Source organism: Anaerobacterium chartisolvens, from assembly GCF_003337415.1.
Taxonomy (GTDB): Bacteria; Bacillota; Clostridia; order Acetivibrionales; family DSM-27016; genus Anaerobacterium; species Anaerobacterium chartisolvens.
Genome location: NZ_QPJT01000004.1, coordinates 26,081 through 51,435, shown reverse-complemented (window position 1 = coordinate 51,435; position 25,355 = coordinate 26,081). Strand labels below are relative to the sequence as shown.

10 protein-coding genes are annotated in these 25,355 nt (G+C 44.7%); 8 read left to right on the top strand and 2 right to left on the bottom strand.

The annotated features are described in order from the left end of the window. Window positions 1-3 precede the first annotated feature (3 nt). Window positions 4-387: a DUF6960 family protein gene (locus tag DFR58_RS04485; RefSeq protein WP_114296617.1), complete on the top strand. Its 384-nt coding sequence runs from the start codon at window positions 4-6 to the stop codon at window positions 385-387. 42 nt (window positions 388-429) lie between these two features. Then, window positions 430-966, top strand: coding sequence for an RNA 2'-phosphotransferase (locus tag DFR58_RS04480; RefSeq protein ID WP_114296616.1), 537 nt, complete (start codon window positions 430-432; stop codon window positions 964-966). A gap of 185 nt (window positions 967-1,151) precedes the next feature. Here DFR58_RS04480 and DFR58_RS21675 read toward each other — a convergent pair whose 3' ends face one another. Next, window positions 1,152-1,340: a hypothetical protein gene (locus DFR58_RS21675; protein ID WP_147273140.1), complete on the bottom strand. Its 189-nt coding sequence runs from the start codon at window positions 1,338-1,340 to the stop codon at window positions 1,152-1,154. A gap of 395 nt (window positions 1,341-1,735) precedes the next feature. On the opposite strand from DFR58_RS21675, the gene DFR58_RS04470 reads away from it, so the two are divergent. The 4 genes from DFR58_RS04470 to pdxA all read left to right on the top strand — a co-directional run bounded on the left by DFR58_RS04470 (window position 1,736) and on the right by pdxA (window position 5,769). Continuing rightward, entirely contained in the window at window positions 1,736-2,713 is a 978-nt protein-coding gene (locus DFR58_RS04470; protein ID WP_114296614.1) for a LysM peptidoglycan-binding domain-containing protein, read from the top strand. A gap of 286 nt (window positions 2,714-2,999) precedes the next feature. After that, window positions 3,000-3,782 (top strand): N-acetylmuramoyl-L-alanine amidase, encoded by a 783-nt coding sequence (locus DFR58_RS04465; protein WP_114296785.1) that lies wholly within the window; start codon window positions 3,000-3,002, stop codon window positions 3,780-3,782. 21 nt (window positions 3,783-3,803) lie between these two features. Then, the gene (locus tag DFR58_RS04460) at window positions 3,804-4,643 is read left to right on the top strand and encodes a divergent polysaccharide deacetylase family protein (RefSeq protein WP_114296613.1); all 840 of its coding nucleotides are present in this window, start codon (window positions 3,804-3,806) and stop codon (window positions 4,641-4,643) included. Window positions 4,644-4,764: 121 nt separating this feature from the next. Beyond that, a complete protein-coding gene (pdxA, locus tag DFR58_RS04455; protein WP_114296612.1) occupies window positions 4,765-5,769 on the top strand; it encodes a 4-hydroxythreonine-4-phosphate dehydrogenase PdxA in 1,005 nt (334 codons plus the stop codon). A 125-nt stretch (window positions 5,770-5,894) separates the two neighbouring features. Here the strand turns inward: pdxA and DFR58_RS04450 are convergent, their stop codons facing one another. Continuing rightward, complete coding sequence (locus tag DFR58_RS04450; RefSeq protein ID WP_114296611.1) at window positions 5,895-7,850, bottom strand: glycoside hydrolase family 9 protein; 1,956 nt, start codon at window positions 7,848-7,850, stop codon at window positions 5,895-5,897. 530 nt (window positions 7,851-8,380) lie between these two features. Here DFR58_RS04450 and DFR58_RS22595 point away from each other — a divergent pair. Together DFR58_RS22595 and DFR58_RS04445 are read left to right on the top strand one after the other, a co-directional pair. Beyond that, complete coding sequence (locus DFR58_RS22595; protein ID WP_423230826.1) at window positions 8,381-8,572, top strand: DUF6444 domain-containing protein; 192 nt, start codon at window positions 8,381-8,383, stop codon at window positions 8,570-8,572. Between the two features lie 282 nt (window positions 8,573-8,854). Then, window positions 8,855-25,321, top strand: coding sequence for a non-ribosomal peptide synthetase/type I polyketide synthase (locus DFR58_RS04445; protein ID WP_114296610.1), 16,467 nt, complete (start codon window positions 8,855-8,857; stop codon window positions 25,319-25,321). The last annotated feature ends 34 nt before the right edge of the window (window positions 25,322-25,355 follow it).

The window sequence follows — 25,355 nt, the reverse complement described above, 5'->3', positions numbered from 1 at the left end:
GTTTTGAAGAAATTTATCAATTCATGGGGACTTTATCCATGGTTTATAGAAGATGGGGAATATCTAATATTTCCAAAAGATATTGAAAGTTTTAAAAAATTATCGCCGTATGGAAAGGTATTCAGATGTATTGATGAAGTTGATGGATACTTAGTCCTAAAGTATGGAAACGAGACATTCAGGGTAAAGTCTGACTTGTATAAGATTGTAGATGCTCCTTTTTTTGAAATTGGATGCAATGTTAAGCTAGTAAAGGATAATACACAGGTAGGGACGATAGAAGAAATACAATGGCATCAGAAAAATAAGGTTCCTATGTACTATATTTCCATAAATGGGAAACAGAAATCCACGCGCTACTTTAATGAAGATTTGATTGCTACATAGCAAAAGATTAGAGAATATTAGACATGAAAGAAGGCGGAGTAAATGGACTATTCGAAGTTGAGTAAAGAAATTTCTTATGCTTTGCGTCATGTTCCATGGGAATATGAGTTGGAACTGGATGAAGAAGGCTGGGTTGATATTAAGCAATTACTTTCTTCCCTCAGTGATTCTATGGAGTGGCAGGAATTAAGCGAAAAGGATTTACATATGATGATAAAAAACTCCGATAAAAAACGCCACGAAATAGCCAGCGGTAAAATTAGAGCGTTATATGGGCATTCAATTCCGCAAAAAATTTTAAAAGATTCTAAGGTTCCGCCGGAAATATTGTACCATGGTACAGCAAGGCGATTTATTCCGTTAATAAAGGAAAAAGGTCTTTTGCCACAAAATCGGCAATATGTTCATTTATCTGTAGACACTGAAATAGCTTTACAGGTAGGCAAAAGACGTGACAGTGAGCCAATTATCCTAAAAATCAATGCTATGCAAGCATCACAAGAAGGAATAGTATTTTATCAAGGAAACGATAAAGTTTGGTTAACTGATGCTATACCCAATAAATATATAAATATCTAACAGTAGAAAGGAAGCCCCGGCCCCCCCACCGCCGGGGCTTCCTTCTGCCCTCGCGCCCCACATCCGCGCCCCCCATGCACCCCTCGCCCCCCGCCGCCGCAAGCCTCGCGGCCTCCCCGGCGTACCGCGCCCATCCCGGCGCATCGGCACATTCGCGCGGGGGGGGCTTTGCGCTGCCGGGGCCGCTAGTCTCCCGCCATGGCGGTTCGCGCTCCCGACGGCTCCCGCTGTCCCGCCCGCCTTGCTGCCGCCCAGCCAAACGCCCGTTTATCCTGCCTGCACCAAAATGCCGCGCCTCCTGCAAATCCCCCTGCCGCCTCCCGCGCCTTGCTGCTATGGGCTGACAAAGGGATGCTTTTCCCACTGTGCCTCATTTTTGCTGCTGCCCTGCAATGCGGATAAGGCAGCCCCCTGCGAATGTAGCGTCTTTTTGGCAGCCTCCTTCTTTGCCTTTAAACGGGCGGTCTATCATTCAAATACCTTGGCAGGTATTTTAGACTTGGGCAAGCAGTTAACCATTTGCGGTGAGAATGAAAAAAGCTCCCATTTTTACTTTACATAAACTATTGCTTGAAAGAATTATAAGATATATAATTGTATTGCTTGGTGAAAAAAATGGAATTTTTCATTAATAATTCTCCTATCTTAAAGATGTACAAAACAAATTGGAAGTCATTGACATAAAGTAAGGGGGGATGGGTAATTTTATTTAGAGAGGAGCTTTTGGACGCCAATGCAAAATATAACTATTTACGGAGGTTAGTATATCATGAGGATTGCTAAAACAATTTCTTTAGCTTTAGTGCTTTCAGTTGCTGTATTGCTTTTTACTGTAATTCCTTCAGCGGCTTCAGGGGTTCCTGCTGACAAGTATACCTATGAATTATCAGGTATGCTGAAGGTTCAGATGGAGACGATTGAATTTGAAGGAACCGATGGCCCTCAGGAGTATGAGGTTATTTATGTTGGAGAAGATGCCGAGATAAAGTTTACGCCAAAGGAAAAGATGTCTGCCAGCGTAAGAGCTTATGACCCAGACGGCTACTATTCAGGCAATGTAGAGTTGGAAGTAGAAGGTTTGGGAGGAGGTTTGACTGAAATTGAAGCAAATAAAACAGCAACAGCAGCTCTTGGAATCAATTTCTGGGGCTGTCCTTATCCTTACTACATATTCAGCTTTGGGGATGATCAGAATACCACTACGATTATTTATAAGAGCTCTGATGAGGCCGCTGCACCGGCTCCCGAGCCAACTGAGGAGCCAACTGAGGAACCAACTGAGGAGCCAGCCGAAGAGCCAGCTCCGTCACCGGTTTCCGAGACTGAGCCTGTAAAAGAGCCTGCACCTGCGCCTGCACCCGCGCCTGCACCTGCACCTGCTCCTAAAGTGAACACTACATACAAGGTTCAGCAGGGAGATACGCTGGGAACTATTGCGTTAAACAATTATGGAAGCTATAAATATCATACAAAAATATACAAAGCAAACAAAGAGCTTCTTAAGAAACATAAAGACCGTCTGTCTGAGGGAATGGAACTCATTTTACCCTCTGATGGACTTTTGCCGGTGCTTAACACCGAAAAAGGAAAGGTGTACACCGTAAAAGCAGGAGATACGCTTGGCAAGATTGCAGCAAAGCATTATGGAAGTGCGAGCAAGTATACTAAGATATATGAGGCTAATAAGGGTATAATTAAAAATGCCAATTTGATTTTTGAAGGACAAAAAATCGTAATACCAAACTAGTTAGTATAGCGCTGAAAGCGCTAATATACATGAAATAGATCCTATAAAACAGTCAGTTAAAAAGAGGCCGTTTAGTATTAGCCTCAAAATTGACCAGACTGTTTTATGGGATCTTTTTTTATATAATGCAAATATACAGGCAGAGAAAAGCTTATAGAAAGCCTGCCCTTTTCACAGGGGCAGGCTTTTTGTCGATACTCTTCCCCAATAATCGAAAGCACATAAAGGCCGTATTGAGCGAATAGAAATAGATCAGATGCTTTGATGAATGTATGGAACCTTTACTATGAAAAAGGTAAGAATTTTTGTTTTAGAAAAAAGGAAGACGCAGCTTTTTTGCTGGACAGCACTTACCCTTTTACTGGCCTGCATATCCTTGTGGGTCTATTTGTCCGGCTTGCCCGCCAATACATTCGTTGATCCCAAAAGCGGAATTATTGTAATCGATCCGGGGCACGGGGGAATTGACGGAGGAACAAATAAAGACGGAATACTGGAGAAGGAAATTAATCTCGATGTTTCCCGAAAGCTTAGAACATTTCTGCATGAAAAGGGATATACGGTTGTCATGACAAGAGATGAGGATATTGCGCTAGACCATCTGAATAATACGGGCCAGAACAGGCATCAGCGGGATCTGAACGCAAGGCTGGATATAATTAACGGCAGTAATGCACAGCTTTTTTTAAGCATACATGTCAACTGCAATTTCAAAAAGACCTCTACCGACGGAGGCATTGTATTTTACGATGATACCTTTGCAGAAAATAAGAGGCTGGCTTATTGCATTCAGAGAACGCTGAACGGTATGGAGATCGACGGGATAAAGCGCACTATTCATGATCCCGTTGAGTCAGAATATTATCTTTTGAGCTTTTCTAAAATTCCCGGAGCAATTGTTGAGACCGCATTTATGTCTAACAGTACCGAGCGGCATCTGTTGACAACGGATGAATTCCGGGAGCAGCTTGCAAGGGCTGTTGCAGATGGAGCAGAGATCTATCTCAAGCAATCCGGTGAGGTGCTTTTGCCTGATTCGCACTATAAGAGGCATATTCTTATTAATTAAAATCCAGAGGGGGATTTGTATATGAAAAGATTGTATTTTGTGGTTGTTCCCAAAAAGACAGCCCTAGCTGTATTTTTGCCTGTTATTGCTTTTGTGGCAGCTTTGCTGCTGTGGAGTGTAATTCCGTTTAGTACCAGCAGCGGGATGGTGCAAACCTCTGCGGAGGGAGCTGGTTACGCCGGTAATGGAGGAAAGCTTGCAATTATTATTGACGATTTCGGCTCCAGTAGAGGGGGTGTGGAGGAAATGATGTCAATAGACAGGCATCTGACCTTTGCGGTTATGCCGTTTTGCGAGCACTCCCAGGAAGATGCAACGGCAGCTAACAAAAAGGGCTATGAGGTTATCGTGCATTTGCCGATGGAGCCCAATCAGGGCAAAAGGAGCTGGCTTGGGCCGCATCCCATTCTTGCGGGAATGAATGGAGATGACGTGGCGAAAATTGTAAGAGATGCGTTTGACGATGTGCCGTTTGCCGTTGGCGCAAATATTCATATGGGTTCAAAGGCCAGTAGTGATGAGGATATAGTTTCTGCCGTACTGGATATTATTAAAGAGAAGGATCTGTACTTTGTGGACAGTCGAACCGCAAATCAGCCAATCAGCAAAAAAATAGCCGATACAAAGGGGGTGCGCTGCTATGAAAGGGATGTGTTTATAGACGGACAGCAACCAAAGAGCTTTGTAAAAGAAAGGCTGAATCAGGCTGCAGACAAAGCCGCTAAAAAGGGCTATGCGGTTGCCATAGGCCATGTGGGGGTTGAGGGAGGAAAGGTAACAGCAGCGGCAATAAGTGAAATGCTGCCTGAATTTGATCGGAGAGGGATTGAGCTGGTCTATGTGTCGGAGCTGGCCCGGTAGGTTGTGCTTTATTCTTCTTTTAATGATATACTTAGTGAGAAATGACTGGCTAGCAAGATGTGATGGTTAATTGCACCAAGCAGCTTTTAAAATCAAAATTCAGAAAGGAAGAGTAAATAGAGTGAAAAAACCTGTGATTGCAGTTCCTATCGGAGATCCGGCAGGAGTAGGGCCTGAGATTGTTGTCAAGGCTCTTGCAGATCCTGCTCTTACCGAAATAGCAAGATGTATTGTTATAGGGGATAAAAGGATTATTGAAAAAACGATAAAAATAACCTCTGTAAAACTGAAAATCAACATAATCAAATCCCCTGATGAAGGAGTTTTTGAGCATGGAATTGTTAATGTTATAGACCTTGAAAACATAGTGCCGGAAAGCTTTGAATTTGGAAAGGTATCCGGCTTGTGCGGACAGGCTTCGTTTGAATATATCAAAAAAAGCATTGAGCTTGCAAACAGCGGGACTGTCGATGCCGTGTCAACTACTCCCATTAACAAGGAGGCATTGAAAGCCGGGAATGTGGATTTCATAGGCCATACGGAGATATTTGGGCAGCTTACCCGAACGCAGGATCCTCTTACAATGTTTGAAGTAAGAAACATGAGGGTGTTCTTTCTGACACGCCATGTATCACTTGCCAAAGCGTGTACCATGGTAAAAAAGGAAAGGATTGTGGACTATGTGGTCAGGTGCCATGAGGCTCTGCACAGACTGGGGGTTGCAGAGGGAACAATGGCTATAGCTGGCCTTAATCCACATTCGGGAGAGCATGGGCTGTTTGGAAATGAGGAGGTGGAGGAGGTCTTTCCGGCGGTCAGACAGCTCAAAAATATGGGATATGCCGTCGAGGGCCCTATAGGAGCGGATTCGGTTTTTCATCTGGCATTGAAGGGCCGCTATAATTCTGTCCTTTCTCTGTATCATGATCAGGGACATATAGCAACTAAAACTCTGGATTTTGAAAGAACAATTGCCGTTACAAACGGACTTCCGTTTTTACGAACCTCTGTCGACCATGGGACTGCGTTTGATATAGCCGGAAAAGGAATAGCCAGTGAGATAAGCATGATTGAGGCAATTCGTGTTGCCGCAAAATACGCATTGAATTTTAAAGCTCCCATGTGATTGGTGGATAAATTAGGGAAAATCTTAGACGTTAAATTTGAAAAAAGGACTAGGAGCTTTACAAACCAAAGCTCCCAGTCCTTTTTAGTTATGGGGATGAAAGTATAAAATATTTTTAAAGCAGGCTAAGAGCTTATTGGAAGCTTATCAACAGCCCCAAGCAGGTATTTTTTCACCCATGCAAAATCGGTAGAATTTATTGCACCATTCTTATCTACATCGGCGGCCTCTAAACCGTCCTTTCCCGGAAAGGTATCAATTAAGCCTAAAAGATACTTTCTGATAAAAGCATAGTCGTTTGAGTTTACAGTTCCGTCGCCGTCAACATCACCATATATAATTTGAGGGGATGGGATGCCTTCCGCGAATCCAGCCAATGCATATATTAAAGCGGCATTCCAGTTTATTGCGATCTCATTGGTTTGATAGCTTTCCTCTATGTCAACCCAGTCCTTAGCCCCCGGCCAACCGCCTCCAACAAGATAGCCCGGCCATGGGTCATGTATTGAGTCTGCACCCGAACGCCTGTCATGCGGCTTCATAGGAGGATTAATACCAAGACCCGTCACAAAGGAACGGTTATAGTAATTTCTTCCAAACAAAAATCCTATGGCATCCAGAGCCGTATTTATGTAATCGGTTTTAGGAGACAGATTATTGGCAATCTGAAGAATCATTGTCTGTCTTGCCACCGTTCCATTGCAGCCCCAGTAATATGATGCTCCCAGAGGCCTTCCGTAGCCATGGCTGTTTCTGGTGGCTACAATTCCATCTGCAGTCGATATGAGGGAGGATTTTATTGAATTATATAGAGCTTGATTTTTCCCCTGCCGTTCAGAAAGCAAATAAGTAAACATTCCTAAATTACTTACATTGCCCCAGTCGAAATCGGTGTCTATTTTTCTGGAAAGGCTGCTTGCTCTGCTCTCAAAGTCGCTTAAATAGCTGCTGTCGCCTAAGGTTTCCCACATTTCTGCCGCAGCCCAAAGCCTGTCGTCACTGTCGGAGGTAGCATACTCACCTGTCGAAAACGCACTCTGATCAGCATTTGTGTTGTAAGGATTGGCTTTTAAAAATTGGTAGCTTACCTTGGCTGCATTAATGCATTTATCGGCATATGACGAATCATAAGGTCTGAATGCTCTGGAGGCCATAGCCATCATTGCCACAAAATCCGCTGTTGCCGCACTGCCCCAGGGTGTAAAATACCTGTTGTCATTTTCATGCTCGGGGAGAATAAACCCACCAAAGTTTCTTGTAGACAGCTTATGGCTGACTTTCCCGCTGCCGTCGGGATATTGCATTGTTAAAAGCCAGTCAATTTCATATTTGAGCTCGTCAAGATAATCAGGAATTGAATTGGAGCTTTCCGGCATGGTGAGCTTAATGTCCTTAAGTGTGTCCTTAAACTGTTCCCATGCAATAAACATTGAACCGACAGTTATTCCTGCATTTACGACATATTTATTGTAATCTCCGGCATCATGCCAGCCCTTTGAGCCGTCTTTCCTTGTATGCTGCCCGGTTATATAGTCCAGATATGCATCGTTGGTATGGCAGGCCCGGTGCGAAAATGTCTGCCCCCGGTATGTTGCCGAAACCTCTGTTCCGCACCTCAGTAAATACATTCCCAGCATTGATGTTTTAAAAGGCTCCATATATATGTCGTTTGCAATTTTGAATGTAATGCTTTTGCCAATACCGGGGACAACCAGGCAATAAACTCCACCCTGTGTTACCGGGGAGAAATTTGCTATAAATACCTGCTCACTTGTATCAGGATTGAACATTGAAGCAGTTTTACCTGTAAACACCACCTCTCCGTTTTCCTTTACAAGGTGGAAATCAGAACAGCTTGCAGCAATCGTTGCTCTTTTTTCCTGTTCTGGCAGGTAGCCTATCGAATTTAATCTTATCCTTGAATCCAATTGATAATTTCCCAGAGATATGGTTTGTGCAGACACCGTAACAGGATAAAGCCCTGTGCCGGCTATACATACCAGCAATACCACGCTTGCTAAAAATACACTTAATACCTTGCGGGTCAAATTTTCTTTCCAGACTTTTTTAATTAACCCCATTTCACATACTTCCCCCTTCACATTTTAATATTGGTTCTGTATAATATGCTTTCGGAATTTAGTTTTAACAATCCCTCCTTTTCATATTTTTATTAACACCCTTACTATCCTAAAAAGCTATAAAAGTGTATAAATCTTGTATTAAAAGTGCTGTGGGAAGTATAGGACTGAGAAGAATGCTGCGTAAAAAAATAAATCAGTGCTGTTTTGATATATTGATATGCGTCTTGTTGAGCTGCGATAAATTTACTGCTTCCCTGTGATGCCTGATACAAAACGACAGTAAAAATTATAAATTTAAAAATAAAAATTTAAATTTTACAATATCTTATATTATATAAATACTTAAAGCTTTTTTCAAGCATAATTTAGATTAAAAGGTAAAATAGGACAAAAGCCTGCGGAAATAGACTATCATTTTCCAATATCGCTTTTTTATATTGCAAAGCTTTAAGCAAAGTTAAGGTCATGTAAAAAAATGATAAAATACAGAGAAATATCCAAAACATAGTTGAAAAATATATCTTTTTATGTTATATTATGTTCAAAAGATAAAGGTACTTAAAAAATTAGAAGTTAATGGCACAGTTTGTATGTGTAAAAAACTTAAAGCTCAACGCAGCAAAAACAGTCGTAACGGTAGCAAACCTCCATCTTCTGATGGCCCGAATAAGGTGAAGTATGTGTACATAATATCAGGCAAGGTGGGGCAGTGGAAATAAAGCCCCATAGATTGTGATTGTGCATGTGGCTTATCAGATATTGAAGTAGCCTGCAGAATCCAAGCAGGTTATCGGAATTCCAGTGATTAAAGCAAAGATAAATGAGCCCCCAGTGGCGGACATGTCGGCAAGTGTCCCTTTATTTAAGCTGCTTATAAACATGGTTTAAACGGTCTTGTTTATAGGCTTATATACTTGTGCCCGGAGTTGGGCTGCAAATACCATGATGTATGGACATTAAAAACAGAACAACAAACAAAAACAGGGGAGTAGTGTTTAAGTATGATAATAAAGAGATTGGAATTGACCGAAATTCAAAAGGGTATATATTTTGACTGTCAAATAGACAACCCTGTATCCTACAACATATCGGCCTCTATTTTATTCGAGGACTTACAGGAAAAATATTTTGAAAACGCGCTGAAGCTGCTGGTTATAGAGCAGGAGGCGATGAGAAGCTGCCTAGAAATAGTTAACGACCTGCCTATGTATTCGGTTCACGACGGCGTTGACTTTAAATTAGTCAAGCAGGATATTTCGGAAAGCCCAGGCAACCGGGAGGAATTGCTGAAAGGAATTGTTGAGGAGGAAATAGGCAAGGCCTTTGACCTGACCAAGGCTCCTCTGTTCAGAGCAAGGCTGGTGAAAACAGACTTGAGCAAGCACCTGTTTATTATCTGCATACACCATATTATCTCAGATGGAGTATCTCTGGAAATTTTTAAGGATAAATTATTGGACAACTACTATAAGGCCGTAAACACCAAGCCGGTTGTATTGACTTGCGACAGCGGCTTTTGCAGCTTTATTGAAAAGGAGAACATAAAGCTGCTTAAAGGAAGGTTTGACAGGAAAAAAGAATTCTGGATAAAAAAAATGCAGGGAGCAGAACCGCTGGCATTACAGGCTGATTTTTCAGCAAAGCAAAAAAGCAACGGTACGGGCAGGGAAAAACGCTTTATAATACCTGCCCAAGCAATGAAAGCTGTCGGGACTATGGCAATGGAGCAGGAGGTAACGGTTTTTTCAGTGTTCTTTGCAATGTTTGGCGTCCTTATGAATAAGTACACACAAAACGAAAATATTACATTGTCCTCTCCTTTTTCCTACAGGCCGGATTTGGACTTTGAAAGAACAATCGGCTGCTTTGTTTCCATGTTGCCGATACGCTTCAATATAGGTAAGGAGGAGCAGTTTTCAGCCATTGTCCATCAAGTCTCAAAGGAAATATATGATGCGTATAAAAACATAGGATATCCTAATAATCTTATACTGCGTGACAGCCAGTTGATATCGATGTCGGGGTCGCCTTCAATTTTTGATGTGTCGTTTGTGTACGACGTTTATGAGGATACTGAAAAATATTGCATAAAATCAGAGATTATAGATCAGGATGTTGTTACCTTCCCCGGAAGCCTGATGGTGGTTTTAAATAAAAAGCCCGACTGCCATATAATAAAAATTCAGTATAAGCCGGAAATTTTCTCTGACGAAACGATAGAAATGCTTGGACAGAGATTTCTCAAATTATTAGAAATAATAACGGCTGATATAAATATTAAAATTGAGAATATTGATCTTATGCCAGAGCATGAGAGAAAAGCTGTTTTAGAGGATTTTAACAGCACCTGCTATTTTGAGCACCGCCCTCAAACGGTGATAGATATATTTAATTCCAAGGCGGCAAAGCATCCCGACAGAATAGCGTTGATTGAGGGAGATGAAAAGGAAACCTATGCTTCGGTCAATTTGAAGGCAAACCAACTGGCTAAAAGGATTATGGATTTCAAAGGAAAAAATAACATGGCGGTGGGCGTACAGCTTGCGCGTTCAAGGGACATGGTTATAACCATTTTAGCTGTTCTTAAGGCAGGCTGTGCTTATGTGCCAATAGATGCCTCGTATCCTATGGCAAGGAAAGAGTTTATTGTAGGGGATGCCGGAATTTCTTTGTTAATAACCTCGCGCAGCTTAGACGGGGAAAAGCCGGACAACGTCAGTGTTATTTTTGTTGATGATCCAGATACCTATACAGGCGACAGCAGCAATCTGCCGGAAGAGTGCGACCCCTTCAGTCTGGCGTATATTATGTATACCTCGGGTTCAACGGGCAAGCCCAAGGGAGTAATGCTGGAAAACCACAGTATAGTTAATACCCTGCTGGATTTGGAAAGACGCTTCCCACTGAAGGAGAACGATATCTTTTTGCTGAAAACCGCATACACCTTTGATGTTTCCGTGACGGAGCTGTTCGGATGGTTTATGGGCGAGGGGAGCCTGCTTATTTTAGAGCCGGGCGGAGAAATGAATACAGATTTGATATTGAACGAAATTGAAAAGCACAGAATAACGCACATCAATTTCGTTCCTTCTATGTTCAGGCTGTTTTTGGAGGTCTTTGATAAGGAATCCAATATTAAAAGGCTGAATCCTTTAAAGTGGATATTTATAGGAGGAGAGGCGGTCACTCCCGATATTGTACATAAGTTTAATTCTCTTAAAACAGGTGTCAGGCTGGAAAACGTATATGGGCCCACCGAATGCTCAATATGGGCCTCTACCTGCTCATTGAACGATTCCACCCATGCGGCAAATGTCCCCATCGGGAAGCCGCTTAACGAAACCCGGTTGTATGTGGTGGAGGACAATAAGCTGCAGCCGGTGGGAATTCCGGGAGAGCTTTGCCTAAGCGGTGCGGGCTTGGCTCGCGGGTACTTAAACCAGGAGGAACTGACAAAGCAGAAATTTATACCGAATCCTTTTTTCAGAGAGGGTGTTGATGCGGGGCACTACAGGTATATGTACCGTACGGGGGACTTGGCGCGCTGGCTTCCCGGGGGAGCTATGGAATTTTTGGGACGGCTGGATTTTCAGGTGAAACTGCGGGGTGTCCGCATGGAATTGGGTGAAATTGAAAATGTGCTTGCCGGATACGAGGGTATTGTTCAGGCTGTGGTTGTTGTCAAGAAGGAGCCGGGCAGACCTGACAATCTTTGCGCGTATTATCTTTCAGACGCCGAAATACCTCCGGCAAGGCTTAAGGAATATCTGGCACATTCACTCCCGGCATATATGATTCCGTCGTTTTTTATACATAAAAAGGAGCTGCCGCTAAATAACAGCGGTAAGGTCAACAGAAATATTCTTATATCGGACAGGGAATATCTTAAAAATATAGCCTCGGAATATACTGCTCCCAGCACCGATACTGAGATGAGAATAGCCGGAGTATGGAAAGAGGTTCTGGCTGTGCCTGACGTTGGAGTGGATGATATTTTCTTTGAAATAGGAGGAAATTCATTATCTCTTATACAGATGCATAATAAGCTTAAAAAGGCTTTGAATAAGGATTTCCCCGTAACGCTGCTTTTCAGGATGCCTACCGTACGCCTCTTGGCGGAGCACTTTTCAGCAGATGAGGAGGAGGCAATAGCCAACAGAGAGGAGTACTTCAAAAAACCGGGAGATATTGCGCGCAGGGATATTGCTGTCATCGGATTGTCGGTGCATGTACCGGGAGCGGAAAGCATAGGTGAGTTCTGGGATAACCTAAAGAGTGAAAGGGAATGCATACATTTCTATAGTGACGATGAGCTGCAAGGGCTTGGAATAAGCCCGGATACAATAAGCTCTCCAAACTATGTCAAGGCGAAAGGCCGTATAGACGGAATAGATTATTTTGATCCGCAATTCTTTGAGTATACTCCGGGTGAGGTGCAAATGATGTCCCCCCAGCTTCGGATTTTATATCAGGGAGCATGGCGGGCTCTTGAGGATGCGGGATATTATCCCGGCTCCGACACATCGAGAATCGGCATATTCTTAGGAGGATCGGATGATTTTGAATGGTATAAAAGGGTTCTGTTCGGAGGAAGTGATTTCAGTGACAAGTATCAAGCCTTTACTCTCAGCACAAATCACTTTCTGGCAACCAGAATAGCATACAAGCTTGACACTAAGGGGCCTGCGTTTTCTGCGCTTACGGGGTGCTCAACCACTCTGGTTACACCTCATATATCCTGTCAGTCTCTGATTTTAGGCGAATGTGACATGGCTGTGGCAGGAGGGGTAACCGTTGAGCTTCCGAATGAGGGCGGGTATTTTTATGAAGAGGGCATGATGTTTTCTCCTGACGGCCACTGCCGCCCCTTTGACGCAAAAGCGGAGGGAACGGTTTTTTCAAACGGAATGGGGCTGGTTGTTCTGAAAAGGCTGGATGATGCCCTAAGAGACGGAGATAATATTTATGCCGTTATTAAAGGCTCCGCCATCAACAATGACGGGAAGCAAAAGGTTGGGTTTGTAGCTCCAAGTATAGACGGTCAGGTGGATGTAGTCAGGCAGGCTTACCGTACCGCGGGGATAGATCCCGAAACGGTAAGCTATGTTGAGGCTCATGGCACGGGCACATCTCTTGGCGATCCTATAGAGGTAAATTCACTTACAAACGCATTTGCTTCAGACAGGAAGCAGTTCTGCGTGCTGGGATCATTAAAAGGAAATATAGGACACGCCGACACGGCGGCAGGGATTGCGGGCTTAATAAAGGTAGCTCTTAGCTTAAAGCATAAATATATTCCGGGAACGGTCAATTACCAAACACCCAATCCCAAAATTGACTTTGAAAACACACCGTTTATCGTAAAACCGCATGGCTGTGAGTGGAAGGATGCAGGTGCGTCCGGAGGATTGCTGCGCGCTGGGATAAACTCCTTTGGAGTGGGTGGGACAAATGCCCACATGATTTTGGAGGAGGCGCCGCTCTCAGAGGAAAGCAGTCCTGCCGAAAGGACAAACCTTTTGGTGTTCTCGGCCAAGAGCGTAAGCTCTCTTTCCCAAACCTCACAGGATATTGTAAGGCATCTTGCGCAAAATCCTCATATAAACCTGTCCGATGCGGCGTGGACGCTTCAGATAGGACGAAAGCCGTTTAAATACAGAAAGTCTCTGGTTATTAATGAAAAGCTCCTTGAGAACCCCAAAAAGGTGCTTGAAGAACTGGATGGAGCTACTGTGTATGAGGCTAAGACTGGAAAAAGGAATATTTATTTTATGTTCTCGGGGCAGGGAAGCCAGTATCAGGGCATGGGGCGCGGGCTTTATCTCTCGGAAGACCACAGTGGGCTTTCGGGTATTTTTAAGCGGCATATAGACAGGGTTTTGGACATGCTGGAGGAAGAGGAACGCGGAGAATTCATAGAAATAATGTATGGCAGTGAAGACCCGCAAAAAATTAATCAGACTGAATATACGCAGTTTGCAATATTTGCTACCGGTTATGCTCTTGCTAAAACAATGATGGAATTGGGTATAAATCCGGCGGGAATGATTGGACACAGCATCGGTGAGGTCACGGCAGCCGCCGTTGCCGGTGTGTTTGAGCTGTCTGATGCGGTACGGATAGTAAGGTACAGGGGCAGTATAATGCAAAGACAGCAGCCGGGTACAATGCTTGCCGTTATGACCGATGCATCTGTAGTGAAAAGGGAGCTGGATGCCGATGTATGGCTGGCTTTGGAGAACACAACAAATAATTGTGTGGCGGCAGGCAGCAAGGAGGCAATTGAACGGTTTGAAGAAAAATTGAATAAGCTTGGGATAAAGACTGCGAGAGTAAGAACCTCCCATGCCTTCCATACTCCTATGATGGAGGCGGCGGCGAGACAATTCCATGATAAATTGACGGAATATAAAATAAATGAGCCCACGATACCGATTATTTCTAACCTCAGCGGTACATGGATCGGGGAAAATGAAATGACGCAGCCCAGGTACTGGGCATCGCATATATCCAACGCTGTTAACTTTAAAGGGGGTCTGGCGGAGGTATTAAAGGACACAGATGCTGTTTTTGTAGAGGCGGGTGCCGGAAATACGCTGTGCTCATTCGCCAGACAGCATGAGGCTAAGGACCATGGGCACCGCTTTATAAATCTTATACGCCACATCAGAGAGGATGAAAATGATGTGGAATATATAGGCAAAAAGCTGGGACAGCTTTGGGAGGCGGGCCTCGACATAGACTGGTATGCTCTTAAGGGAGAATGTGTGCGAAAGCGTGTATCTCTGCCCGCATATGCGTTTGACAGGGTACATTTCCCGATTGATACGGTGCTTGATTCATGGCATGAGGAGGCAGCTCCCAAACATGGGCATAGCGCATATGGACATATGAAGCCTGAGGTGCCAATGTCAGCAGAACTGGGCGATATAAATGAGGTGGAAAATGCCGTTATTGAAGCTTATAAGACGGTTTTCGGATTTGACACCATAGAAGGCGGCCAGGATTTCTTTGATATTGGCGGCGACTCCTTGAAGGCTGTCAGCCTTGGTTCGGTATTAAAAAGGATGCTCGGCATAAAGGTTGAAATACGGGACATTTTTAAGCAGACAACGCCAAAGAGATTGGCAGAATTTATCCTCAACAATAATACCGGCTTTGAAATCGGCATGGCAATTAAGCCTGCCCAAAAGGCGCATCATTATCCTCTCTCTTCCTCACAGAAGAGGATGTATACCTTCTACCTTATGGACAAAAATACTCTTGTCTACAACCTTCCTTCGGCTACGCTTATAGAAGGAGACTGGAAGAAGGACAGAATGGAGGCCGCTGTAAGGAAGCTTATGGAAAGGCATGAAGCCCTCAGAACCTCCTTTAATATCGTTGACGGACAGCTTGTTCAGAAGCTGAATGAGATAACAGAGCTGCCAATTGCCTATTCGGAGCGCAGGTATGAGTGTGATGAGGATCTGCACGGAATTTCAAAGGACTTTATCAGACCGTTTGATTTATCACAGGCTCCTCTTTTTAGGATGGAGCTTGTGAAAACAGGAGAAAACAGACAGCTTTTATTATTTGATATACACCACATTATTGCTGACGGCACGGCTGTTGAAATTTTGAGCCGCGATTTTAACGCGCTTTATTTTGGGGAACTGGAGCCGCTCCCAATACACTATAAGGACTATGCGATATGGCAAAACAGCTTCTTAAAGTCGGAGGCCATGAAAAAGCAGCAGGAGTTCTGGCTGGAGCATTTAAAGGGAGAACTCCCGGTGCTTGAGCTGCCTGCTGATTTTGAAAGGCCACATATATCGGATTTTGCGGGTGGAAGGCTTGGGTTTGGCATTGAAAGTGAATTGGCAGAAAAAATTACCGCGCTGTCCCGCAGGCATGGAGCCACTAATTTCATGACTATGCTCAGTGCATGGTATATATTGCTTGCAAGGTATTCGGGGCAGGAGGAGATAATAGTGGGCACCCCGGTATCGGGAAGAACGCGGGATGAAATCCGTGAAACGGTAGGCATGTTTGTAAATATGCTTGCTATAAAAAATTACCCGGAGCTTGATAAAAAATACAGCGAATTTTTGGGCGAGGTAAAGGAAAACACCATAGAGGCGCTGAAAAATCAGGATTACCAGTTTGATGCTCTGGTAGAACACTTAAATGTCAAGAGAGAGCTTAACCGCAACGCCGTGTTTGATGTTTCGTTTGATTATCACAATATGGAGCTGTATGACTTGGAGATTGAGGGCTTTAGGTTCACACCATGCCAGATGCATATTGAATCGGCGTCGCTTGACCTGCTGCTTACCTGCAACGAGGATAAGGGACGGGGCTTAGAGTGCTTTATTGATTATTCCTCGGGACTGTTCAAAAAAGAAACTATTGAAAGAATGGCGGGGCACTATAAAAAAATATTATATGCCATAACTGAAAATCAGGATGTTGAGCTCGGCAAAATCGACATGCTGACTGAATGGGACAGGGATTTTATTCTCAGCCAGCTTGAACGGACAAGGCTTGAAATAGATGAAGAGGTTGTTATTCAGGAAATGTTTGAAAGGAATGCGGAGGTATTGCCGGACAAGGCTGCGGTAATTCTTTCAGATGGCCGTGAGATCACATACCGCTGCTTGAATGAGCAGGCAAATTGTCTGGCCTGGAGGCTTATTGAGCTCGGTGTGGATAAGGATACCGTCGTCGGAATTGTTCCCCAAAGGGATGAAAGCCTGCTTATAGCAATGCTGGGCATATTGAAGGCGGGAGGGGCATATGCCGCAATTGATCCAGGCTTCCCGGAGGACAGGATTTCCTATATGATATCGGAGAGCAGGCTAAGGGTGCTTATAGCTCCTCAGAAATACCGTACCTGCTTTGGGTTTGAGGGCGGCTTTGTTGAGCTGGAAAGCCTTAAAAGCCCAAGCGGAAGCCTTTCCAATCCGCCAAGGCGCGGGAGCAGGGAAAGTCTGGCTTATGTAATATTCACCTCCGGATCTACCGGGATGCCAAAGGGCGTAATGGTGAGGCAGGAGGGCGTGATTAATCTTATCAGCGACCATATAAACAGAAATATTTTTGCCGCTGAGGATGACAGGATAGCTTGCATAGCAACCCCTTCCTTTGACATATTTGTGTTTGAATCTATCCTTCCGCTTTGCACCGGGCACTCAATTTATATGGCCGATGAAACGGAATATCTGGATTCCAATTTGCTTGCCGGCAAGATCGTGCAATATGGGGTGACACATATCCAGAGCCCTGTGTTAAGACTGAGGGCCATGGTGGAAAATCCTCGCTTCAGCGATGCCTTAAGCAGGCTTAAAATGATTGTGGGAGGCGGAGAGACTTACCCTGTGTCACTTATGAAATACTTGCAGAAAAACACAAGGGCTGTTCTCTATAACATGTATGGACCGACAGAAACAACTGTAACGGCAACGGTTAAGGATTTGACCGAGGCAAGAACGGTAACTGTCGGCAGTGCTATTGCTAACACGCAATTGTTTATAATAAACGAAAAGGGCCTGATGCAGCCCATAGGCGTATATGGAGAGCTTTGTATTGCAGGGCGCGGTGTGTCGGGAGGGTATATAAACCGCCCGGATGAGACAGCGCTTAAGTTTACAAAATTACAGCAAAACGAAGACATACTCATTTATAAAACAGGCGACCGTGCGCGTATGCTTCCAAGCGGTGAGATTGAGCTTATGGGGAGGCTTGACGCTCAGGTCAAAATCCGGGGCTACCGCATAGAACTAAGTGAAATTGAAAATACAGCCATGCAGGAGGGCAATGTTTCATACGCCGTAGTGAAGGCATTTCACAGTGATAACGGAAATACGCGGCTGGCTCTGTTTTATTGTGTTAAGGAAGAAAGTGATGCCGAAGGTGGCATAAACGGGCAGTTAAAGGAACGGCTGCAAAAAAAGCTGCCTGATTATATGATGCCGGCATATATATTAAAGCTGGACAAAATGCCTCTGCTCCCCAATGGAAAGGTGAATAAGCAGGCGCTTGTTTTGCCGGAGGACGATCAGGTCATAGAAAATAAGGCGTCGGCAATGCCTATGAGGGTAATAGAAAAAGAAATAATAGCAATATGGAAAGATGTCTTAAATGTTTCACATATCACAGTAAGGGATAATTTCTTTGATATAGGAGGAAACTCCTTTGGACTTATGCTGGTAAATAATAGGCTGAATGAATTATTGGGATATACAGTGCCGTTAATGCAGCTGTTTGAAAACCCCACGGTGGAGCTGCTGGCAAAATCGTTTAAAATTGATGAAAACAGCCCGCTACTGGCACACGAGGAAGCAATAGGGCCGGATGACGACGGTGATATAGCTGTAATAGGTATGTACGGACGGTTCCCCGGAGCCCAAGATATAGACAATTTATGGGAGAATATCGTCGCGGCAAACGAGTCGGTAAGGCCATTCTCTGACGAGGAGCTTGCAGCTTCGGGAATAACGAAGGAGGAGATGAGTGATCCCCGCTATGTGAATGCAAAGGGCTATTTGGAGGGAGCGGAATACTTTGATGCCGACTTCTTCAACTTCACAATGAAAGAGGCAAACACCACCGACCCGCAGATACGCTTGCTGCATATGTGTGTATGGAATGCTCTTGAGGATGCGGGCTACAATTCCTTCGACTATCCCGGAAGGATAGGGCTGTTTGCCGGAAGCGGCTCCAATGTGCCGTGGATAACGAGCTTTTTAAGCGGCAATACCGACTCAATGAACGCTTTTGAGCTGCTTACATTAAATGACAAGGACTTTGTTACAACAAAGGTGTCGTATAAGCTTAATCTAAGAGGCCCCAGTGTGAATGTCCAGACGGCATGTTCCACTTCGCTTGTGGCTATACACCAAGCGGTAAAATACCTGCAAAGCGGCGAAACCGATATTGCCGTCGCCGGTGCCGTCTCAATATCATATCCCCGCAAGGAAGGCTATTTATGGCATGAAGGGATGATTTATTCAAGGGACGGACATTGCAGGCCGTTTTCCGATGAGGCATCGGGAACGGTATCCGGCAACGGCTGTGCTGTGGTTGTTTTAAAGAAACTGGATAGGGCTCTGCGGGACAATGACCATATCTACGCCGTAATAAAGGGTTCCGCCATTAACAACGACGGCAGAGAGAAGATAGGGTTTACGGCGCCAAGCATTGCGGGACAGCGCGATGTAATAGAAAAGGCACTTAAAAGAGCAAAAATCAGCTCCGAGGATATACAGTATGTTGAGGCTCACGGAACAGGTACTGCGCTTGGAGATCCTATAGAAATTGAAGCTCTGAAGCAGGCATGGGGCACGCAGAGGAGAGGATATTGCGCCATAGGCTCAATCAAGGCAAACATAGGGCATTTGGACACAGCGGCAGGGGTCGCAGGTTTTATTAAGGCGGCACTGGTTGTAAAAAACCGTATGATTCCCCCAATGATTAATTTTAGAGGCATAAATCCTAAAATAGATATCGCGGGCAGCCCGTTTTATATTAACTCCTCTCCAAAGCAATTGGATGCCGGAACGGTAAGGGCGGCGGTAAGCTCCTTCGGAATAGGGGGAACAAATGCCCATGTCATTGTTGAGGAGGCTCCAAAGGCGCAGAAGTCCAATCAGCCTTCCGAGGTCAATATTTTACTGTTCTCCGCCAGAAGTGAGAGTGCCCTTATAAACACTTCCGAAAGAGTCATAAGCTATATTGCGGGACATAAGGAGCTTAACCTGTCCGATGCAGCATGGACACTGCAGGTGGGGCGCGGAAGCTTTGAGTACAGGAAAGCCCTTGTTACGGGAAAACAGATGGATAATGACAGCTTATTGCACGAATTCATAAAGGATAGAGGCCGCAGGGTAAAGGAAGGCCGGAAAACAATAGTGTTTGTACTGCAAGACAGCAAAAAAATATGCCAAAGGGTGGGAAGCAGCCTGTACAAGGCAGAGCGGCCATGCAGCATTTCGACAAGCTTTGAAAAATATGTGCGCGCTGTGCTGAATGAATTGAAGCGGGACGAATATACCTCTGTTGAGAATATACTGACGGGCAGAGGGGCTGCCGACTCCTTCCAAAGGGATATTGCGGTGTTTGCCGTTAATTATGCATTAACCATGACCTTAAAAGGCTTAGGGGTACAGCCGGAGGTTATCTATGGAAGGGGAATAGGTAAGCTAAGCGGCCTTGCGGCTGTAAATGCAATAGGCCTAGAGGATGCGGTAGGCTTAATACGCGGGGGCTGCGGAAGGGACTCCGCCGGAGGGGAATGGCCTGAATACACCGGCAGAGAATCACATGTGCCGGTGGTTGACAGTATCAGCCGACAATTAAAAGAGGAATTGGATCTAACAATTGTCGTCAATATGGGTGCAAGCTTAAAGGAAACGGATGAGGAGCTGCTGCAAGCGGACAGTGTTATTCCGGCAATGAACGGGGAAGAGCTGGAGCTTAAGGACATTTACGGTACATTGGGTATGCTGTGGTGCAGCGGCTGCAGTATTGACTGGAATGAGGTAAACTCTTCGGAGACGAGAGCGCGTATTCCGCTTCCGGGCTACGTATTTGACAGAATTGAGTTTGACAGCGATGTTGTACCCGGTAATATTTTAAACGCACGGGACAAGGAAAATGCATCGGAAAAGGCTGAAAGACAGTTAACCAGCTTAGAGGATGTTAATAATAGGCTGGCGGAAATATGGAATGAGGTTTTAGGAATAAAGACAGTCGGTGAATGTGACGATTTCTTTGACCTTGGAGGCGATTCATTAAGCACAATACTTATGGCCTCTCTGATACAGAAAAGGACGGGAATCAATATTCCCGTTGCCGAGATATTCGGAAATTCTCATTTTGGGGATATTGCAAGGTGGCTGTATGAGCATAGGGAGGAAAATACCGATTGCCTTGAGGTCGATGGGATTGAGGCTTTGGAGGAGCGGCCGTATTATGAAACCTCCTCCGCACAGAAGCGCATGTTTGCGGTAAACCAGCTTGATAAGGATGCTGTGGCATACAATCTTGCCAGCGTTTACCTCATGGAAGGAGTACTGGACCGCGAAAGGCTTAAGCATACCTTTTCAACCTTTGTAAAGAGGCATGAATCCTTCAGGACATACTTCGGGCTTGCAGACGGTCAAGTTGTGCAATATATTTCGGAGGAAGCTCCGCAGGTGGTGGAATTTGCACAAGCACGGCAGGAGGATATTTTTGAGGAAATCAACAAATCAATCAAGCCGTTTGATTTAACAAAAGCGCCGCTGATACGGGTTAAGGTCATCAGTGCAGGAGACAAAAAGCACTATTTGATCATCGACATGCACCATATTATCTCTGATCAAAGCTCCATAGGCATACTACTGAAGGAATTTTCCGTTATTTATTCGGGCGGAGTTCTGCCGCCAAATGATATACGCTATATTGACTTTGCGGCGTGGCAGAATAAAATGCTGAAAAACGGGCAAATGGAGAAGCAGCTCTCATACTGGATGAATGAGTTTGACGGTGAGGCGCCTGCATTAGGTATGTACACTGATTTCCAGAGCCCTCAGAACACTTCGCATAAGGGCAGGGTAATGAGCCTTGAATTGGGTATGGAGGGCAGCAGGGACATAAACGCCTTTGTTAAGGACTGCCATATTACTCCGTACATGCTCATGATGGCCTCGTTTAAATTGTTGCTGTGGAAATACACCGCACAGACGGATATTGTTGTGGGAACCGGCGTGGCGGGAAGGAGAAATTCCTCTCTGAACAGCATTGTAGGCATGTTTGTAAACCTTCTGCCGGTGCGTTCTCAGATTGACGAGAATTTGACAATAGGACAGTATTTGGAGTACATAAAAAATAAAATGGTAATGGCCTTTGAGAATCAGGACTGTCAGTTTGACATTCTGATTGAAAGGCTGAACCTTGATAAGGGGCTGTCAAACAACCCGTTGTTCAGTGTGGTGCTGAATTATGTGAATATGGGCACGGATGAGCTGGAAATAGACGGACTGGCGTTAACGCCTGTGGTGCCCGAAACCATAGACACCAAATATAATATTCAATTCACCGTTATTGAAAAGGATGGACAATACGGAATTGAGCTTGAATACTCAACCGAGCTGTTCAAGGAAGAGAGCATAAGGCTCTTTGCCAAACGCTTTTCAAATATGCTTAAGATTATTATGGAAAACAGAGAAAGCTTGTTGTTGGATATTTCAATTGTAACTCCCGAGGAGGAGGACTGGCTGTTTAACGAAATAAACAATACTCCCTCCAACGCTCCCATAGAGAAAAGCACCATACAAATATTCGAAAATATCGTAAGAGATCATGGAGATAATATTGCTCTGGAATTTGAGGAGGAGGCCTATACCTATAAGCAGTTGAACAGCCTGGCAAACCAGCTTGCTGAAAAAATAGCCGGTAAAAATGTAGGGAAGGGCGATAAGGTTGCGATATTTATTGAAAGAGGGCCGAAGCAGATAATCAGTATACTTGGAATATTAAAATGCGGGGCCGTTTATATCCCTATAGACCATGAATACCCCGACGAAAGGGCCAGCTTCATGGTAAAGGATGGAGAAGCTAAGCTGCTGCTGACATACTCGCATCATGTGGCAAGGATTGATCCTCCTGTGGAATGCCTGCTTCTCGATAAAGAGGGTGCAGAGCTGGATGCTTTTAAAGAGACGGGGATTGAGTGTGTCCATACACCGGGAGATCTATGCGGTGAGGATGAGGCTTATATTATATTTACGTCGGGCTCGACAGGAACGCCCAAAGGAGCGGTAATATGCCACAAGAGCGTAATCCGTACCGTGATGGACACAAATTATGTGTCGATAGATACGTCCGACAGGGTATTGCAGATGACTAACCATACCTTCGACCCATCTGTCTTTGATATATTCGGTGCATTCCTAAATGGCGCGCGCTTAGTCATGGTGCCGCATGAGGCGTCCTTTGAGATGCCTGTGCTGGCTAAGATTTTTGAGGAAAAGAAAATTACCGTATGTGAAATGGTTACGGCGGTATTTAACATGCTGGTGGACTATAAGGTGTCGGCACTTAAAAACGTCCGCAACATGTATATAGGTGGAGAGGCAATGTCGCTTAAGCATGTTCGCAAGGCTATTGACAGCTTAGGGCCGGGGCATGTGGTAAATGTATACGGTCCGACGGAGGGCACGGTAATAGCGTCCTTCTATACCATTAATCACCTTGATCCCAAGTGGACCAGTATTCCCATAGGGCGTCCGATATCCAATACAACGCTGTATATTCTTGATGAAAAGGGAAGGCTTATGCCTCCCAACATCCCCGGTGAGCTTTGCATAGGAGGCTGCGGTGTGGCTAAAGGGTATTTAAACCGTAAGGAAATGACTGACTCCAAATTTATAAACCTTCAATTCGGCAACAGGGAAAGGGTCTACAGAACCGGCGACAGAGCCTTGCTTTCCACCGACGGAAATATAATATTCTTAGGGCGCATAGACTTTCAGGTTAAGCTCAGAGGCTTCAGGATCGAGCTTGGGGAGGTAGAGGAGCGCATTGCTCTGATTGACGGCATTAAGGATGTAGTGGTCATAGCCAACAGGGACAAAACAGGAAGCCTGTACATGGCGGCTTATTATACCGTCAGCGGGGAGGAATATTCCCATATCACCCCCGAGCATATACGCTCGGTTTTGGAGAATCAGGTTCCCGACTATATGATTCCGGGCAGAATGAAGCGCATGGACAGCTTAAAGCTTACCCATAACGGTAAGATTGACCGCAGGGTGCTGCCGGAAATCCGTGAAGAAAATATCGAGATTGCTGCCTGCGACGCTCCCAGAAATGAGACAGAGCGTTTGATTTTAGAGGCAATGAGGACGGTACTGGACAACCCCAATATGGGAGTAAAGGATGACTTCTTCTTAAAGGGCGGGCACTCTATAAAGGCAATACAGCTTACTCAAATGCTCCGTGAATCGGGAATTGAGCTGCTGGTAAACGACATTTTTAGCTTTGCAACCGCTGAAGAGCTTGCCGTACAGCCATGTGTAGTTTCGGCAATGAACCAGAAGCTGAAGGACGGGGGCGATGTAAAAGAAGGAATTATCAAATTAAATGACGGACAGATTGACAATTTAGTGCAGTATATCTGCAATTCCGCCTCAATGATGTCGGACATGGTTTCCTTAAGCAGCATAAAATCAGAGTTTGAAATGACGGCGGTTCAATCGGTGCATATCAAGGCTGGAACCAATTATTGCGGGTTTAACTTCAGCATTGAGGAGGAGGTATCCGAGAAGGATCTGCGAAGCATTCTGGCAAATATAGTGGAACAGCACCAGATGATGCACTGTGCAATAAAGGATATAAATGTAGAGCTGTGGAGCCAATTTGATGTTGAGGGGCAGGCCGATATTTTAGCTCAGTGCGTATCCTATACAAACCTTGAAATGTATGACAGCGAAACACAGAACGAAATTATCAAAAGGATATTTTCGGATCTGGTATACAGAGAATATGAAGAAGGAAAGCTCACATGGAGGTTATGCTGCTTAAAGCTCAGCAAAAAGGAAACAAAGCTGATGTGGTTCTTTGATCACTCTGGCTTTGACGGAATGTGCTCCGAAATAATCAAGAGGCAAATACTCGCCGCCATATATGGCTCCGACGGAGCTTTAAGCAGCGGTGTGCAGAATATGCAGAGGTACGACGACTATGTGTCGCTGCTGAAGAAAGGGCCGGTAGGAGTGAGCGAGCAGGAAATATTCGACATGTTCAGTATCGACAGGTGGGGAAGTAGCAACGAAATATTCCTTAAAAAGCTGGAGCAAATACCTGGCAGGGAGTTCAGAGAGGTTGAAATATCAATCCCGCTTGACGATAGAAAGCAAAACATATGGGTGTATGCATATAATCTGGTTTCAAGGCTGCTGCGAGAATATACCGGTGAAAAGTATATTCCTATGTATATAGTTAACTTCGGAAGGAGCTATAACGGCACCGATTACTATAACTGCATCGGAGAGTTTTTAGATGTTATTCCCGTCCTGCTGGACGATGCCGAGGTAGAAAAGGAGCTTGCGAGGCTGCTTGATTTCTGCCGCATCCACAGCATCAACTTCCTGACGCTGATACATGATGAAAATTTGTCGCAAGAGTATCCCAGACTGTCAAAGGCTCTGGAGAAATACTTTATGATAGATACCCTGTGCTTCAATGTTGCTCTCTACAATTTCCAGGGTGCCATAACGGAAGAGGAAAGGAGGCTTATACTGGAAAGTGAAAACAACATAGAGGATAGAGACCTGCTGGCTAAGCTGCTCATATCGGTTGACTATGACAAGGACTCAATGTATATCACCTTGGAATGCTCGGAGGGGCTTAATGTTAAAGCCATTGAGCAAATACTTGAGGGTGAGGGCTGCTCATGCACAGGGAGAAAAACCATGACATTCAAGCATTCGCTGCGCCCATAGGGTCGGCACAGAATACTATTAATTTAAGGGAGGT